The 16,679-nt window shown below is 47.4% G+C and carries 17 protein-coding genes, 1 tRNA gene and 1 other RNA gene; 15 read left to right on the top strand and 4 right to left on the bottom strand.

The annotated features are described in order from the left end of the window. Positions 1-93: 93 nt before the first annotated feature. The 6 genes from GJ688_RS16745 (at position 94) to GJ688_RS16720 (ending at position 5,539) form a co-directional block, all read left to right on the top strand. Positions 94-855, top strand: coding sequence for a ParA family protein (locus tag GJ688_RS16745; RefSeq protein WP_155477676.1), 762 nt, complete (start codon positions 94-96; stop codon positions 853-855). Next, positions 848-1,963, top strand: coding sequence for a ParB/RepB/Spo0J family partition protein (locus GJ688_RS16740; protein WP_170292099.1), 1,116 nt, complete (start codon positions 848-850; stop codon positions 1,961-1,963). The genes GJ688_RS16745 and GJ688_RS16740 overlap by 8 nt, the downstream gene beginning before the upstream one ends. Before the next feature lie 70 nt (positions 1,964-2,033). Then, positions 2,034-2,276 (top strand): hypothetical protein, encoded by a 243-nt coding sequence (locus GJ688_RS16735; protein WP_155477674.1) that lies wholly within the window; start codon positions 2,034-2,036, stop codon positions 2,274-2,276. 296 nt (positions 2,277-2,572) lie between these two features. Further along, positions 2,573-3,718, top strand: coding sequence for an aminotransferase class V-fold PLP-dependent enzyme (locus GJ688_RS16730; RefSeq protein WP_155477673.1), 1,146 nt, complete (start codon positions 2,573-2,575; stop codon positions 3,716-3,718). Positions 3,719-3,724: 6 nt separating this feature from the next. After that, a complete protein-coding gene (locus GJ688_RS16725) occupies positions 3,725-4,408 on the top strand; it encodes a DUF554 domain-containing protein (RefSeq protein WP_155477672.1) in 684 nt (227 codons plus the stop codon). 27 nt (positions 4,409-4,435) lie between these two features. Next, a complete protein-coding gene (locus GJ688_RS16720) occupies positions 4,436-5,539 on the top strand; it encodes an alanine racemase (protein WP_155477671.1) in 1,104 nt (367 codons plus the stop codon). Between the two features lie 204 nt (positions 5,540-5,743). Here the strand turns inward: GJ688_RS16720 and larE are convergent, their stop codons facing one another. Continuing rightward, on the bottom strand, positions 5,744-6,658 hold the full coding sequence (gene larE / locus GJ688_RS16715; RefSeq protein ID WP_155477670.1) for an ATP-dependent sacrificial sulfur transferase LarE: 915 nt from the start codon (positions 6,656-6,658) through the stop codon (positions 5,744-5,746). 150 nt (positions 6,659-6,808) lie between these two features. On the opposite strand from larE, the gene GJ688_RS16710 reads away from it, so the two are divergent. The 3 genes from GJ688_RS16710 (at position 6,809) to GJ688_RS16700 (ending at position 8,904) form a co-directional block, all read left to right on the top strand. Then, positions 6,809-7,306, top strand: a complete 498-nt coding sequence (locus GJ688_RS16710) for a DUF4446 family protein (RefSeq protein WP_170292098.1) — start codon at positions 6,809-6,811, stop codon at positions 7,304-7,306. Positions 7,307-7,475: 169 nt separating this feature from the next. Beyond that, positions 7,476-8,453, top strand: a complete 978-nt coding sequence (locus GJ688_RS16705) for a M23 family metallopeptidase (protein ID WP_155477668.1) — start codon at positions 7,476-7,478, stop codon at positions 8,451-8,453. 16 nt (positions 8,454-8,469) lie between these two features. Continuing rightward, a complete protein-coding gene (locus tag GJ688_RS16700) occupies positions 8,470-8,904 on the top strand; it encodes a bactofilin family protein (protein WP_155477667.1) in 435 nt (144 codons plus the stop codon). Positions 8,905-8,931: 27 nt separating this feature from the next. Here the strand turns inward: GJ688_RS16700 and yyaC are convergent, their stop codons facing one another. Further along, the gene (yyaC, locus tag GJ688_RS16695) at positions 8,932-9,594 is read right to left on the bottom strand and encodes a spore protease YyaC (protein WP_155477666.1); all 663 of its coding nucleotides are present in this window, start codon (positions 9,592-9,594) and stop codon (positions 8,932-8,934) included. Positions 9,595-9,683: 89 nt separating this feature from the next. On the opposite strand from yyaC, the gene GJ688_RS16690 reads away from it, so the two are divergent. The 4 genes from GJ688_RS16690 (at position 9,684) to spoIIR (ending at position 14,901) form a co-directional block, all read left to right on the top strand. Continuing rightward, on the top strand, positions 9,684-10,826 hold the full coding sequence (locus tag GJ688_RS16690) for a YkvI family membrane protein (protein WP_155477665.1): 1,143 nt from the start codon (positions 9,684-9,686) through the stop codon (positions 10,824-10,826). Positions 10,827-10,947: 121 nt separating this feature from the next. Next, entirely contained in the window at positions 10,948-12,936 is a 1,989-nt protein-coding gene (gene selB, locus GJ688_RS21425) for a selenocysteine-specific translation elongation factor (RefSeq protein ID WP_170292097.1), read from the top strand. Between the two features lie 90 nt (positions 12,937-13,026). After that, positions 13,027-14,190: an ABC transporter substrate-binding protein gene (locus GJ688_RS16680; RefSeq protein ID WP_155477664.1), complete on the top strand. Its 1,164-nt coding sequence runs from the start codon at positions 13,027-13,029 to the stop codon at positions 14,188-14,190. Between the two features lie 87 nt (positions 14,191-14,277). Continuing rightward, positions 14,278-14,901, top strand: coding sequence for a stage II sporulation protein R (gene spoIIR, locus GJ688_RS16675; protein WP_170292096.1), 624 nt, complete (start codon positions 14,278-14,280; stop codon positions 14,899-14,901). A 162-nt stretch (positions 14,902-15,063) separates the two neighbouring features. Here spoIIR and ssrS read toward each other — a convergent pair. Beyond that, positions 15,064-15,242: non-coding RNA, 6S RNA (ssrS, locus tag GJ688_RS16670), on the bottom strand. Positions 15,243-15,380: 138 nt separating this feature from the next. On the opposite strand from ssrS, the gene GJ688_RS16665 reads away from it, so the two are divergent. Then, positions 15,381-15,731 carry a four-helix bundle copper-binding protein gene (locus GJ688_RS16665; protein ID WP_155477662.1) on the top strand — a complete coding sequence of 117 codons (351 nt, stop codon included), beginning with the start codon at positions 15,381-15,383 and terminating at the stop codon, positions 15,729-15,731. Positions 15,732-15,805: 74 nt separating this feature from the next. Here the strand turns inward: GJ688_RS16665 and GJ688_RS16660 are convergent, their stop codons facing one another. Beyond that, positions 15,806-16,132: a hypothetical protein gene (locus tag GJ688_RS16660; RefSeq protein WP_155477661.1), complete on the bottom strand. Its 327-nt coding sequence runs from the start codon at positions 16,130-16,132 to the stop codon at positions 15,806-15,808. A gap of 137 nt (positions 16,133-16,269) precedes the next feature. On the opposite strand from GJ688_RS16660, the gene GJ688_RS16655 reads away from it, so the two are divergent. Continuing rightward, positions 16,270-16,367, top strand: a tRNA-Sec gene (locus GJ688_RS16655). Positions 16,368-16,679 lie beyond the last annotated feature (312 nt).

Here is a 16,679-nt window from a genome sequence, read left to right as displayed (position 1 = left end):
AAGGGTGATTAAGTTGAGCAGGACTTACTCTTACCGTGTTGAACATGATAGGAATGAGTTTCTTTATAATCGTGGGTAAGGGTGGTGCATCCGTTGGCAAACATTATTGCTGTTGCGAATCAAAAGGGTGGAGTAGCTAAGACAACAACTGCAGTAAATTTGAGCGCTTGTCTCGCTGAGTTGGGTAAGGAAGTTTTACTTGTCGATATGGATCCGCAAGGGAACGCCTCGAGCGGTTTAGGAATTGATAAAGTTCGTGTTCGTCATTGTATTTATGATGTACTTATCAACGGCGCCCCGGCCGATTCTGTAATCGTTCAAAGTGATTGGGAACATTTACATATTCTTCCCGCGACGATACAACTGGCTGGTGCAGAAATTGAGTTAGTCTCAGCGATCTCTAGAGAAGTAAAATTAAAACGTTCCATCGATCCGCTTCGATCCCGTTTCGATTTTATCGTCATCGATTGCCCACCGTCGTTAGGCTTACTGACATTAAACTCGTTGACTGCTGCTGATTACATGTTGATCCCGATCCAGTGTGAGTATTACGCACTGGAGGGTTTGGGACAATTGATGAGTACGATAAAACTAGTGCAAAAGCACCTCAATAATGAATTGAGTATCCTCGGTGTTTTGCTCACGATGTTTGACGCTCGGACAAACTTATCGATTCAAGTTGTCGATGAGGTCAAAAATCACTTCCCTGATGAAGTTTTTCGTACCATTATTCCGCGTAACGTACGGCTTAGCGAGGCACCCAGTCATGGGCAACCGATCATCGCCTATGATCCAAAATCCCGCGGCGCCGAAGTGTACCGTGAACTGGCAAAGGAAGTGTTACAGCGTGTCTAAAAAAGGGTTAGGTCGCGGGCTCGGCAAGGGATTGGAAGCTTTAATTCCATCGATGGCCGAAACAACTGACGATGGAAGTTCCATAATTGAAGTAAAATTAGAGCAAATAGAACCGAATCAGAATCAGCCGCGAAAGTACTTCGACAGCGAATCCTTGGATGAATTGGCCCGTTCCATTTCAGAACATGGAGTCATTCAACCGATGGTCGTTCGTAAAATCGGGAAGGATCGTTATCAACTGATTGTTGGTGAGCGTCGCTGGCGCGCCTGCCGGCAGGCTGGCATAGAAAAAGTCCCCGTTATTATTAAAGAGTGGGACGAGCAAACTATAGCAGAAGTGGCATTGATCGAAAATATACAGCGTCAAGATTTGAACCCCATTGAAGAAGCTCTAGCATACCGCATTCTGATGGACGAGTACAATGTAACACAGGATCAGTTAGCCAAACGGCTCGGTAAAAGCCGATCTTACATCGCTAACACTTTACGCCTTCTTCATCTAGCTGAACCCATTCGTTCTTTTATCGCTGAAGGTAAACTCACAGCTGGTCACGGTAAGGTCATTTTAAGTATTGAAAACATTGATGAACAGAAAGAACTTGCGGAGCGAATTGTTGAAAAGGGCTGGTCTGTCCGTCGAACCGAAGAAGAGATACGCATTCGGAATACTAGCCATGGTCAGGATGAAGTTAAGACGAATTTACAGATTCAAAATCCTCCCGTTTCCTATTCCTCAACGCAATATCTCACTTCGGAAATAAATCCTTCTGTTTTAGATCAGAATTCTAACGGTATGAATGGACTACCAACGGAGTCTATCGGTTATCCAACATCGTCTTCAGAGGTACCTAAATCGAATCTCTACACAAATCCAGATCCTGATCCTAACACTAATGTGAATGTTTTAAAGTCGAATTGTATTACTCCCTCCGTATCACAACGATCCCCCGAACTAGTAGCGATGGAGGAAAGACTCCGTTCTTGGTTACAAACTCAAGTTAGATTTCGTTCGAATGGCTCATCAGGTGTGATCGAGATTTATTACTATAACGACGAGGATCTCCAGCGCCTTTACGATAATCTAATCGGACAAGAAATCAGTAACTAAAATGTTCCACGTGGAACACTTCGAGATAAGCACTTGGAGTAAAGATAGTGCGAATGAGTAGGAGTCAAAAATGTTCCACGTGGAACATTCCGCGAGATACACTTGGATTGAAGATAGTGCGAATGAGCAGGAGTCAAAAATGTTCCACGTGGAACATTCCGCGAGATACACTTGGATTGAAGATAGTGCGAATGAGCAGGAGTTAAAAATGTTCCACGTGGAACACTTCGAGACAAGCACTTGGATTGAAGATAGTGCGAATGAGCAGGAGTCAAAAATGTTCCACGTGGAACACTCCGAGATAAGCACTTGAATTAAAGATAGTGCGTACGGGCAGGAGTCAAAAATGTTCCACGTGGAACACTCCGAGATAAGCACTTTGAGTAAAGATAGTGCGAACGGGTAGGAGTCAAAAATGTTCCACGTGGAACACTTCGAGATAAACACTTGGAGTAAAGATAGTGTGAATGGGTAGGAGTCAAGAATGTTCCACGTGGAACACTTTGAGAGAAGCGATTGAATCGAAGTTAGTGCAAATGATTAGGGTTAAAAAATGTTCCACGTGGAACATTTTTTAGATTTTTTTACGAGCAAGGGGATGAAAAACTATTGATATACATGGACAACGCCGCTACGTCCTGGCCAAAGCCGGACAGTGTTTGGGATGAAGTGTTGAGAGTCGGAAAAAATGTCGGTGCTAACCCAGGGAGAGCAGGACACCAAATGGCCATTGATGCTGGTCGGGTGATATACAAAGCGCGTGTTGCTATCGCCCGGCTTTTTCATTTATCCGATCCTCTCCGTGTAGTATTCACCATAAACGCGACGGAAGCTCTTAATTTGGCCATTCTCGGATCAATAAAACCAGGGGATCATGTGCTCACGTCTCAATTGGAGCATAACGCAGTCGCTCGACCTTTGCGATACTTGCAAGATAAAGGGGTGGAAGTGACATATCTGCCCGGGGACGAGTATGGAAGGATTTCTCCCAATGAATTGCGTCAAAGTCGAAAAGCTAATACGAAAGCACTCATTCTCAGCCATGCTTCGAACGTGACTGGAGCATTACAAGACTTGAAGTCACTGTCAAAGGCGGCCAAGGAATTAGATTTACGGGTGATTGTCGATGCTGCACAGACTGCCGGTGTACAGCAGATCGATATGGAAGAATGGGGAATCGACCTTTTAGCTTTCCCAGGTCATAAAGGACTTGTAGGACCTCAAGGTACGGGAGGATTATGTATTGCCCAAGGTATTGATGTAGAGCCCCTACGATTTGGCGGAACCGGTAGTCAAAGCGAGTCAGAACTGCAACCGGATGTTCTTCCGGATCGCTTTGAAAGCGGTACCCCAAATACACCTGGTATCGCTGGATTGGCTGCGGGATTGGAGTTTATCGCCCAAACAGGTCGGGAAAACATTGAATCGCATGAATCCAAACTTACAGAACTAATTCTGAACGGATTAGGAGATATAGAAAAAGTTAAGGTATATGGGCCTCCAGTGAAAGAACCAAGGGCAGCCGTCATATCTTTTAATGTAGACGGAATGGAAGCTTCAGAGATGGGTTTCTTATTGGATCAGGTCTATCAAATCGCTGTTCGAACAGGGTTGCATTGTGCACCAGTATCACACCGGAAAAATGGGACCCTCGAAAGGGGAACTGTGCGCTTAAGTCCAGGTTATTTTAACAGCGAAGCAGAAGTGAAGGAGGTTCTGGCCGCCATCAAAACATTGGTGGAAGAAGCTAGATAAAAACATATGATAGGTACAATCGTAAATGCCGCCGCCGTCATCGGAGGTGCCCTCATGGGCACATTGTTTCATAAAGCTATTGCAGAGAAGTACAAAATCACCATCATGCAAGGAATTGGCCTATCGGTAGGACTGATTGGGATACAAATGGCACTGCAGACGAAAAACCCTTTAATTGTTGTCGCTTCCCTCGTTCTAGGAGCGATTGCCGGGGAGACAATCGACATAGAGGCACAGCTAGAAAAAATCGGCAAGTATTTGGAAAGCAAAATCGGTTCGGGCCGAGGAGATGTAGCTAAGGCCTTTGTTACGGCCAGCCTTATCTACTGCGTTGGAGCTATGGCGATCATGGGATCGATCCAAGACGGACTGACCGGAGACTCATCTATATTGTTTGTTAAATCCCTGCTTGATGGAATCACATCCATCATACTGGGATCTACACTCGGTATTGGAGTAGCTCTTTCATCTATCCCTGTATTTTTATATCAGGGGGCCATAACACTCCTATCCTCCTATATTCAGCCATTGCTTAAACCGACGATGGTCACTGAGATGACGGCTGTGGGCGGTCTTCTGATCCTTGGGATTGGCACAAACATACTTGGAGTAACTAAACTGCGTGTGGGAAACCTACTTCCAGGAATTATCGTCGCAGTAATCGCTGCCGGGTTATTTCCGCCGGCGTAAGCTAGCTACATAAAAGGGGATGGTCAGTTGGGTATATATACAACACCTTATGTGGCCGTCAGTCGCACGCGGTTGATAGAGAACATTCGTCGTATGGCCGGAGAATGTAACCAACGAAAGATAAAATTGAGACCACACTTCAAAACCCATAAAATGATTCCTATTGCCCAAATGCAAGCGGAATGGGGAACTGTAGGTTTTACTGTGGCCAAATTGACGGAAGCTCAAGTGCTCATCAAAGCTGGTTTCAAAGATATTCTCATCGCCTATCCCCTCTGGGGAGAAGATAAATGGAATACTTATTGGTCCTTATCGAAACAAGCGAAACTCTCCACCATCATAGATTCAACGGAATCCTTGCAAGCCTGGTCTGAACAAGCCAAACAAAAGGGTCAACCGATTCGAGCTTATGTGAAAGTGGACAGTGGATTGGGACGAGTGGGTTATCCGCCGGGAGAACGACTAAACGAATTGGTACGGCGTGTCGCAGCCTCTGAGGAGATAGAGTTTTTAGGACTGTTGACACATGCTGGTCATGCTTACGGGGCAAATTCTCCCTCTGCACGGGAACAGATCGGTCGAGAAGAAGGAAGAATTTTAATGCAAATAGCCGAGTCAATGAAGGCTGGGGGGATTGAAATTCCAGAAATCTCGACGGGTTCCACACCGACGGTGGAATTCAACCTTCAAACACCGGGAGTCACTGAGATCCGACCGGGTAACTACGTCTTTAACGATGCGACACAAGTCCGGTTAGGTGTAGTGCCAAAAGAACGGTGCGCCTTAACGGTCGTAACGACGGTTGTCTCTCGACCGAATGAAAACCGCTGTATTATCGATGCTGGTGCAAAAGTACTGGCGCTCGATCAAGGTGCTCACGGAAACCATGCCGATATCGGTTATGGTATCCCTTCCATCGCCGGTTGGAAATTATCAAGACTATCGGAAGAGCATGGGGTTCTAGAACGTGTTGATTCAACGGCCCCGTCAATTCCAGTGGGTGCTCAAATGACGATCATTCCGAATCATGCCTGCCCCGTCATCAATTTAGCTGACCAGGTCGTTCTTGTAGACGATCAAGGAACTCCGAAGGATGTTTGGTACGTCGATGCCAGAGGTTGCAGTCAATAGATGAAAATTAGATAAAATAAATCAAGCGAAAGACTAAATAATAAAACAAAAGGTATTTTGGGAACTGATATTAAAAATATAAAACAAAAAGGATGAACTGAATTTTATTTTCAGTTCATCCTTTTTTAAGTAGACGCCCATGCCGATAAAGCGGCACCATCAGGTGAATGAAAATGATTAATTTTCAGGATAGTCAAACAGAAACTATCGGTCTGATTCATCCATTTCAGGATTCAAACTTCCCGTGCGATATCCTTCTAAGTCAATCGTCACGTAGCGAAATCCGAGCGATTTCAACTTAGCCACTATCGAGGAGGTCAGAGAAGAGTCCAAAAATTTTTCGATAGAATCGCCAGCTTCAATTCGTGCGATTTCCCCATGATGGCGTACACGAATGTTGTTATATCCTATGGAACGAAGATATCTTTCCGCTTCGTCCACTTGAAGTAATTTTTGTTGGTCCAAAGGAGTACCGTAGGGAATCCGAGAGGCCAAACAAGCCATACTGGGATGATCCCATGTCGGTAGACCCATCATTTGGGACAGGCAACGAACATGCTTTTTTCCCATACCTGCTTCCACTAAGGGACTGCGGATCCCTAACTCTTTCAGTGCACGATGACCAGGCCTGAAATCGAGATGGTCATCCACTTGCTCACCATTTAGTACTAACGGAAGTCCTTCCGCACTCGCTAATTCATTCAGTGATTGAAAAATCATTTTCTTGCAATGGTAACAGCGATCCGGCGGGTTAGAAGACACCAAAGTGGACGACAAAGGATCCATATGTACGACACGATATTCTGCTCCAATCTGCTGGGTTAGACTAAGTGTCAAATCCAGAGTGCCTTGCGGAAGCAATGGTGAAGCAACAGTACAGGCTAGCATCCGGGGTGTAATGGATGAGGTAGGAGTGACTATAACAGAAGGATAAGGTTCATTCGACTTCGACTTCGCCCACGTATCGTGCCAGGCCGCTAACAAAAAAGTGCTGTCCACACCTCCGGAGAAAGCTAATAAGGCTGATGGAATCTGGAGTAGAATTTCTCGCAGTTGGGAATACTTGTGAAGGGATTCGGTTTGAATGTCTGATAAGTCAGCATGACGATGGAGTTTCATTTTGTGCCCCCTTTCGTATCGATTATAGCCGATAAAAGCTTGTTTTCCGAGTGACATAAAAAGACTTGTTTGTAAGAGAACTTGTCGAAATACAAAGGAAATGAGCTAACCATGTGGAATTAAACTAGTCGGATGAAAGGGGGAGGGCACTTGCCAGTATACTTACCATGGATTACGGAGAACATCAACGGACTCGTCGTCACCAGCCTGGGATTGACCTTGATCAGTACGGTACTGCTTATCTTTATATATCAGCGCTTTCGCAAAATCACTGCGATGTATGGCGATTTGATGAAGGGCCAAGAAGGACGCAATCTGGAAGAACTTTTGCTGGAGAACCAGCGTGTAAATATGGAAGCTTCCCAGCGTCTAACTCAACTGGAGACGGCAGTGACCAAACTTGAAACCGAAAGTGAAGAAATGGTTCGCCATATCGGGATTGTTCGTTTCAACGCTTTTGAAAATGTGGGCTCCGATCAAAGTTTCTCTGTGGCCCTGTTGAACAACCACTATAACGGTGTGGTGATCAGCAGTCTCTACGGACGCGAACTATCCCAAGTGTATGCCAAGCCGATTCAAAAGGGGAAATCAACATATCTGTTGACCAAAGAAGAAGAAGAAGCCCTGGCAAAAGCAATAAACAAATAAAAAGCAATAAACAAATAAAACAAAAAAACAACAGCGATTTTCCGAAATTTTACTGTGACAGCAGGAAATGTTGAGGCGTTGTCGAATCATCATGTTTATGGATATTTATACCTAGGGGGTGATTTCCATACCCAAAGATGATTCGCCGCGCCGGAAGCGCCAGAAGCCTATGACGATCATGTTTGTCCCAGGCACCGGCGAAAAATCTTTTAGTATCAACTTATCCCCCGAACGGGCACGACAGATGCTGATCGGAGGTATCATTGCAGGTGCATTGGGAGTCCTGTTGTTGATATTGTCCGTCTATACATTGACCCAACTGTCGGAACTGCATCGACTTCGCAGCGTCAATGAAGAACAAGCTCAAAAAATCGAAGAACTGCAACAATTCACCTTGACCGTCCAAGATCGCCTGGCCAAGATTAAACAATTGGACAAGCAGATACGTCGAATGGTCGGAATAGACGGAGAAGAAGAAAAAACAATTGCTCCTCCGGCAAAAGACTCGGAAGTCATAGAAGATTCCAGTTTGGTGGAACCCGGAAACGAGAATCATAGCCTACACGCTTTTGCTATGCCCTCTCGGTCGGGAGGGACAGTTCCCATAGCGATGTCGATGGACCAAGAAGCGATCGAATTAGATGACGTAAACACCTTGTCCGCTTTGCTGCATGAATACTGCGAGGAACTGGATCAAGAGACAACTGACTTGCATCAACTCAATAAAGAAGTGGGCGAACGGCTTAACTACCTTGCTGCTGTTCCATCCACCTATCCTGTACGAGGGGAAATCACATCACCCTTTGGGTCACGAAAATCACCCTTCGGGGTGAATAAGGAATTTCATACAGGACTTGATTTGGCCGCCGACTATGGTACGCCAGTCCGTTCCGCCGCCAAAGGGAAAGTCGTTTTTACGGGTTCGAAACCGGGGTTGGGGAACGTTGTGGAAGTTGACCACGGCTACGGATTCACAACTGCGTACTGTCATCTATCCGCAATCACTGTGAAAGCAAATGATACGGTGGAACGTGGGGATCAAGTCGGTAAAGTCGGCAACAGTGGACGAAGCACTGGCCCCCATTTGCATTTCATGGTTAAAAAAGACGGCCAACTCCAAAATCCGGAAACGTATCTGATTCACTAAATGGAGGCGCGATTTGATGTTTGGGCGTAAAAAAGAATCTACCATGACAACAATCGAGCGTGTAGACACCATCGTTGGGAAAGAATCAGTGTTCACAGGCACCTTAAAAGCCATGGGCAGTGTCCGGATAGACGGTCAGCTAAACGGAGAAATACTGGGAAAAGGCGATATCGTCATCGGTGAAACGGGAAAGGTCGAGGCTGCCATTGAAGGACGCAACGTGATCATCGCCGGAACCCTACGGGGCAATGTCGATGCCAGTGGCCGATTAGAAATCGCATCGACAGGACGTCTTTATGGCGACCTGCAAGCGGCCAGTTTGGTGATCGACGAAGGGGCTGTCTTTCATGGCAGTTCTCGAACCGAACGGTGCCAGTCTACCATCGCTGAAGTTGCCGATGATGTAGAAGAAAGCCAGGTAGAAGGATTGCAGGTGGAAGGGGCGCGGTAATACCCCGCCTTTTTCTTTTTCAGCTTTTTACGGCCAGTTCGGTCCGAGCCATAAATAATCGGCAGCCGGAGCGGACGCGTTATAGGTAAGTGACGTGACCGGTTGCCGACGGGCTGCTTGATAATAGCCGAATAATATCCCTCGGCTGATTTGATCAGCCAGTCTGACGACTGCCGATAGGCGTGTGTTTTGTAAGACCATAAATTCCATAAAGCCGCCGACATTGACGATGCCGGTGACGTGAAGATCTCCTATCACAGGGAGGTCTTTTTTTACGCCTGCGCCCGGGCGTAACCCGCCGAGAGACAAGGTCACTTGACCGACTTGATCGACCCGACCGAGCGAAGCATCTACAGCTATAACCAACGCATCGGGATGAGCTTCTTCGATCGCTTTTTTTCGTTCAACTAGGTTTGTGGCGTGAATGGGATCATCCAAGGTCCCGTAAATATGATAATAAGCCGAAGCCAGCGGTTTCAACTGTGTACCGACGAGTGGACCGAGGCAATCGCCTGTAGAGCGATCGGTTCCAATGCAGACAATAACCCGTGGACGACTGAGGCTGGGATCTAAATAGAGAAAGAGTTCGGCCAAGGCCTCACCGATCTCATAAGCGCACCGCCGATCAGACCCGGTGAAATAATGTTTTTCTCCTGCCAGCAGGTGTTGCCAGTCTCGTTTATTGGCCATGACGATACTCCTTTCATCCAGTTTTATTATCATCATGCCCCTGGGAAAGGGAAATTAAACCATCACTCCTATGGAATGGGGGAAGAAAGATGGGATTCCTCTGGCAGGCTCAAGTTGCCTCTGTTTATGTTGGCGCTGTATTGGGTGCAGGTTTTGCCTCCGGACAAGAAATCATGCAATTTTTTGTTCGCTATGGACCCGCTGGGTCGGGTTCCGTCATCTTAGCGGGGCTTCTCTTTGGACTGTTGGGACCGGCGATCATTTACGTCTGCCGTCAAAAAGGGGTCGCCCAATATCAGGACCTCATCCACATGCTCTTTGGACGTCGGATAGGGCAAGTGATGGATGTGGTCATCGCCTCATCTTTGTTCATCGGTATCATGGTCATGTTGTCCGGTACAGGAGCACTGGTAGAACAGCAATGGGGTTGGCCTTCTTGGATCGGTGTAACTGGAACAGCGTTCCTTGTTACCGCTAGTCTTTGGTGGGGGTTAAAGTCTTTAGTTTGGGTCAATACCATCCTTGTACCGTTAAAGTCAATCATCTGCTTAGCAGTAGCGACAGCCGTCGTTTTTTGGATGCCGCCGATAGAAACAGGTACCCTCGCGTCGCTCCAAGGGGAAGCCGCGATTCCGGCGATGGCCGGCTTGAATAATCCTTTTGAAGCAACCGAGGTGAGTGGAGGAGTTGGACTCCTGCCGTCATCGCCGGCACTGAGCGCCTTTTTGTATGTTTCTTTTAACCTAACCATGTCTCTCGTCGTCTTAGTGGCTCTAGCACCTCAAGTTCGTCATCGAGGGGGATTCTTCGGTGCCGCTGTAGGCGGGCTCTCGCTAGGGCTTTTCGCCTATGTCTTAACCTTGGCTATGCTGCATTATGTGCCTGCCATCGAGGGGTACCCTGTGCCGATGCTGTTTTTAGCTGGTGCCTTACACCCTTGGACAGGTGAGATATACGCTTTTTTGCTCTGGTTAGCCATGTTTACGGCCGCTCTTGGCAGCGCCTTTGGTGCTGCCTTACGGCTCTCAAAAATGGAAAAAGGGCCGAAGTATCGAAAAAGTTTATTGTTTTCCATCATCGTCGTGTCCCCCTTCGCCTTACTGCCTTTTTCCGAGCTAGTGGCCACTTTGTATCCCTTTTTCGGGTATGTGGGACTTCCCCTGATCATCGCGATCGCCTGGGTGGCACTGAAAGAATTATTGCTCACTCACGATAAGAAAATTTCCATTTAAAACCAATCATTGAACGCTATATCCTATGCATTGCATGGTTCCATCGAACCGGGCTTCCCAAAGGCGCTAAAAGATTAGAAAATAGATATAGAGACAGCAGAGAGATGAGGGGGGCCTTATCGTGGAGAAGAGTGTCGTAAATCTTGAAGACCACCACATCATCATCGGTACGGCCGGCCATGTCGATCATGGCAAAACCCAATTGGTGAAAGCGTTAACCGGTGTAGATACAGATCGACTGAAAGAAGAAAAAGAACGGGGCATCTCCATTGAACTTGGATTTGCCCCCTTTGTCCTTCCGAGGGGGCTGCAGGCTGGCTTTGTCGATGTCCCCGGCCATGAACGTTTTATCAAACAAATGGTGGCAGGGGTCTCAGGGATGGACCTGGTGATGCTCATAATCGCTGCCGATGAAGGGATCATGCCGCAAACGCGAGAGCATCTCGATATTATCGAACTGCTCCAGGTGCCCCGGGGGATGGTCGTATTGACAAAGGCTGATCTTGTGGATGAGGAATGGCTTGAACTGATGGTCGACGAAGTCAAAGAATTTTTATCAGGTACCAGCCTGTCCCAGGTACCGATCATTGCCGTTTCGTCGACAACGGGAATTGGATTGCCCGAACTAAAACAATGTATCGTCGAAAAAGTGAGCCATCTCCCTCGACGTCCATTTGCCGGTGCAGTTCGACTCCCCATCGACCGGGTTTTTACGGTCTCCGGTTTTGGTACAGTCGTTACCGGTACTTTAGCATCAGGTGTCATCAGCGCTGGCGATGTACTTTCCATCATGCCTTCAGAACGGACAGTACGTGTGCGAGGTCTGCAGGTGCACGGAAAAAAAGTCGACGCTGCCCAAGCCGGGCAGCGGGTGGCGGTCAATGTTACCGGTGTGGAAGTAAGCCAAGTGGAACGGGGCGACGTGCTGGCCAAGCCTGGTTTATTGACACCGTCTTACCGAATAAGCGTACGGCTAAAAGCACTGCCGGGGCGGGACAAGCCCCTCAAAGATCGGGAACGGATTCGCTTTCACAGTGGAACTCGCGAAACGTTAGGACGGATCTCCTTGCTCGATCGGGAAGAACTGGCGCCGGGAGAAGAGGCCTATGCGCAAATCATCCTGGAAGATCCCATAGTCACCGTAAAGGGAGATCGCTTTGTCCTTCGCACCTATTCGCCAGCCCTGACCGTTGGTGGTGGTCAAATCATTGAACCCGTAGCGGCAAAACTAAAAAAAAATCGTCAAGATATCGTGTACGCTCTTGCGACGAAAGAGACAGGAAGCCCTATCGAACGATTGACCCATCATCTTACCCAAACAGGGAATCCCCTTTCTATGAGTGAGGCAGCCAAAGTACTCGATGTAACGAAGGCGGAAATCGAATCCATCGTGACGGAAATTAGATCTTCAGAAACCCCCTTCGATATTTTCGTTTTCCAGGGCGATGGTGAACCCTATTTTCTCGCGGTGACAAGATTGGAAGGACTGGTAAAATCCATCGAAAGGGAACTGGGTGCTTTTCATCAAAAATATCCCCTTCGTCCAGGCTTACCGAAAGAAGATCTCAAAGGGCGACTGACACCCCAATGGGACCAAAAAGCCTATGGTGCACTGCTGGCGACGCTCCATCAGAAAGGAAGGATCAGCCTGCACGAAAACCTCTTGGCGCGTTCAGGTTACGTACCGGTACCGGAGGGGGAAGTGGCTCGGAGACTGAACGCTCTAGAGCAGCAGTTTGCGTCTACGGGACTGCAACCACCTACTTTAAGCGAGGTGACCAAAGAATGGGTCGAGGCGGAACAGCGTACTCTCTCAGAATTAGAAGAATATCTAAATTATCTTACGGAATCAGGAAGACTCCAAAAAATCGCTGACGGATTGCTTTTTCATAGACAAGCCCTTCAGAACTTTATCGATACAGTTGAAAAAGGTCTTACGAGCTATGGAGAACTCACCGTGGCTGATGTGCGTAACCTGACCGGGAGTTCCCGCAAGTATATCGTTCCCTTATTGGAGTGGTCGGACCGGGAACGAGTGACCCGGCGAGTAGGGGACAAACGGGTAGCGTTCAGCAAAAACATGAACTTTAGAAAAGAAGCTGGTCATTAGCGTCTGAAATAAATTGAGGTAACAATTGGAAAAATGGTCATAGCCTCGTTTTTTTTCACATACCCTCTTCAATAGAGAGGAGGGTTGTCTTTGATCTTTATTACAAAACGTTCTTTGATCACCGTATTTGGACTGATGTTTCTCCTACCTGGGCTCTTCTACGTCAGCTGGATGAAAGCAGTTTCTGTGATGGCACCGGGAAAATTAGAGGGCCCCCCTATTATGATAGAAGTAGCCGTGGAACTGACTGGGCCGGTAGCACCTTGGGGCCAGGCGGCCATGAAAGGGGTCAAGATGGCTGTCGAAGAGGCAAACCAAATAGGGAAAAATGGCCGACCTTTTGAAATCACCACGGTTGACGCCAACGACACCACCGGATTGTCTGGAATTCCAGAACAAGTGCAGAAAAATGCCGCCGTTGCCGTTTTGGGGCCCATCACTCCGTCCAAAGCAGAAGCGCTGCTCAAGGCCGGTCTCACAGTTCCGCTCATCAGTCTGTCGACTAACCCGTCCATCCCTGCCTTAGGGGAAAAGGTCTTACAGGGAACCTACAATGATGAACAGCAAGGAACTGCTGCCGCACAGTACGTTGTCAAAAGCGGCTACCGGCAAGCCCTCATGGTGACCGAGGAAAAAAGCGCTTACGCTCAGTCCCTTGCACAGGCGTTTCAAAAAGCTTGCGAAGGACAAGGCGCTACAATTGTTAAAGAGATTAGCTACAAACGAGGGCAACAGGATTTTGGTGCGATCTTAACGGAAATCCAAAAAGAAAAAGCCGACCTGATCTATTTGCCCGGCTACGCCAAAGAAGCACGGGCCTTTTTACAACAAGCTCGGCAAAAAGGAATAGAGACACCGATCATCGGCGGTGACGGACTAGAGTCGGCCGCGAAAGAACTTGCCAACAAAGAAAAAACAGGAGAATCCTGGCGGTTGCTTTATACGACGCCGAATTTTATCCCCACTGGACAAGCCGATGAATTTATCCAAGTTTATCAAAAACGGTATAACGAATATCCTCAGCCGATGGCCCTGTGGGCTTACGAAGCGACAAGGGGCCTGATTAATGCACTGTCTACGCCGATCGTCCAAAGAGATCCGTCAAAATTGATGCAACAGATGGCCATATCTAGTTGGCCAGTCACTGGTGGACGGATGCGAATCGACGGGGAGCGCCATGCTTTGCGTCCCATGGCGATTATGAAGCTTGATTCAGAACTTCGTCTGGTTGAAGTGATTCCTCCCAACCAGTAAAGAATCCGAAACCTCATGTTTAAGGGGCGGTTGACGAAGGCAAGAATACTTCCTGTAAGGGAAAACACCTTCAGGGAGGAGAACATCTTGTTCCGCAACCGCTTCTCTCCTGCCTTCCAGGTCCTGACCTTTTCCACCTTACTCATCATCCTATTGGGTGGAGTGGCCTTCTACCTGCCGCACTTGGAGGCCCGCACGACTTCACCTTTACCCCTGCTTCGGTTGCATGTGATCGCACCATCGGACGATCCGGCCGACCAAGCCTTGAAGTTAAAAGTTCGAGACGAAATCCTTGCCTATGTGGACCCGCTGCTCGCTGATTGTCACTCTGTCGAAGAATCCCGGGAAGTAGTCTTGCAGCATCTGGATGAAATCCAGAAGAAAGCAGAGGAGCGGGTTCAACAAGAAGGCTACAATTATAGCGTAGCACCGCAAGTCGGCCGGTTTCAGTTCCCCAAAAAGGTCTACGGCCATCTTGTCGCCCCAGCCGGTGAATACGAAGCCTTGCGCGTCGTTATCGGCGAAGGCAAAGGGGCCAACTGGTGGTGTGTACTCTACCCGCCCCTGTGCTTAAGTGATCGAACTGGCGCTCAGGTAACGGTCCCTGCAGCTACGGTAGAGAATAGCACCGTAAATGAAGGCCAACCGGAGATGGCGAATGTGGAAATACGCTCAAAGCTTTGGGACTGGATTCAAGAAAAAACGCAATAAAACAGGGAAAATAATAAACACTTTTAATAGAGCAAAACAAACAATGTATTTAGGGATATTCGATTAAAAATCAGCAGAATATTGGTAAGCAAAAAACCTCCAAGCAATAATCGCTTGGAGGTTTCTTTTTACTCAAAAAATACAGACTGTTGTTTTACCTATGTAAGGCCCACAAAGGCCGTCACCGACACGTTTTCCAACCATGCTCTCGCACGTGGGTGCCTTGTCACTCACATTTGCCGTCCCATCATAGCAGGCATGACAGCCGTAAGCGAACCCGGCTCCCTAAATTAAACTTATAGATTGAAAACATTAATCGGCAACGTACCCAGCAGGTACCGCCGGTGTTCCACCGACAAGATGTATTCTACCTGAAGCAGTGAAAAAAGTCACTAGGATGTATTTGGAAATGGGACAAGTTTCAATTGTTTGGGCAAAGGAATATGCATATTTCGTAAGTTAGACAGGGAGGAATCCGAATGTACGATCACATGGGCCATCAGGGCCATCATTCCCGGTTGCTCGATACAATCCAAAACTGTGAAGCTACTTGCGAACACATGGTTACTCATGTGGCCTGCCTCCATGATGTACGTCAGCGCTCACGGCAACTGTTGCTACTGCGCGACTGCGCCGATATTTGCGGGCTTACCGCAAAATTCGTCGCCCGTCGGAGTCCCTTTGCCCAACAGTTGGCACATGTTTGTGCTTGCATCTGTGAAGCCTGTGGGAAGGAATGTTGCCGATTCCCTGACCGGGAATCGCAAGAGTGCGCCCAAATCTGCTTCCATTGTGCGAGAGAATGCGAAGCCTTTGCTAGGGGTAGATAGAAAACAGGGAAGATAAGGAGAGTCGCTCTTTAAGTACAGAGCATGTAAGGACTCGCTTAATAAAGGCGAGTTCTTTACTTTTCAGCTTCTTTAAGGTCTGCTTCTAAGGCGTCAAGGCGTTGAACAGCCTGGGTTAACTCGTCAAAGTGCAATGCACAATCTTCCTTAACAGCTTGGTGAACGAGGGAGCGGGCAAGGTGCACCACCCTGTCTTTGGTGCTTAGCAAGGAATTTTTAGTTTCAGAGAGGGCTTTTTCATATTCCACTTTGGATTTCATCTGAAAATCATGAAAAAAAGCATCCCCCACGTTAATCCACTCGACATCTTTTCCACTGCCCGAATCGAATTTTTCTTGATCATCTAAGTAATTCTGCTTGAGTTCGGATAGTGTTTTCTCCATGATATATCCGCTCCAAATATTTATTTTTTCGACAATTAATGCTATCATAGAGCAACAGATAAGTCACAGTCTCTCATTTCCAAGGTGATTAGCCCCATTTAATCTACTCAACAGAAGCGATCTTATTTGCAGTACACGGGAGTGAATGGGTCCTGGTGGGCTTCACGGGCTTCAAACCCGGTAGGCGCGCGGCTAACCCGGGCGCGGTAGGTTCGATTCCTACGCACTCCCGCCAATTATGACAAACTAAGACGAATAGTAATGTCACTTACAGCATAGCTTTGCGCGAAAGGCAAAGCTATGCTTTTATTTTGGAAACGCAAAACTATGGTTTTATTACAAAGGTTTTACGATTTTACTTTGAATTAAACGTTTACATAAAATAACGATTGTTTGTTAAGTACTCTGAATTTTTCATTGGAGTTTTACGCTAATAAGCCGTTTACTGTGTCGTAAAGTCTAGCTATTTTTAACTCAAGTTTCGCAGATTAAAAATCGCGTTAAACCCTTAACCAGTATGGGAATTTCGCCAACAAATTCTGGTGCT

The organism is Heliobacterium mobile (assembly GCF_009720735.1).
Lineage (GTDB): Bacteria > Bacillota > Desulfitobacteriia > Heliobacteriales > Heliobacteriaceae > Heliobacterium > Heliobacterium mobile.
This window is presented reverse-complemented; position numbering and strand designations above follow the sequence as displayed.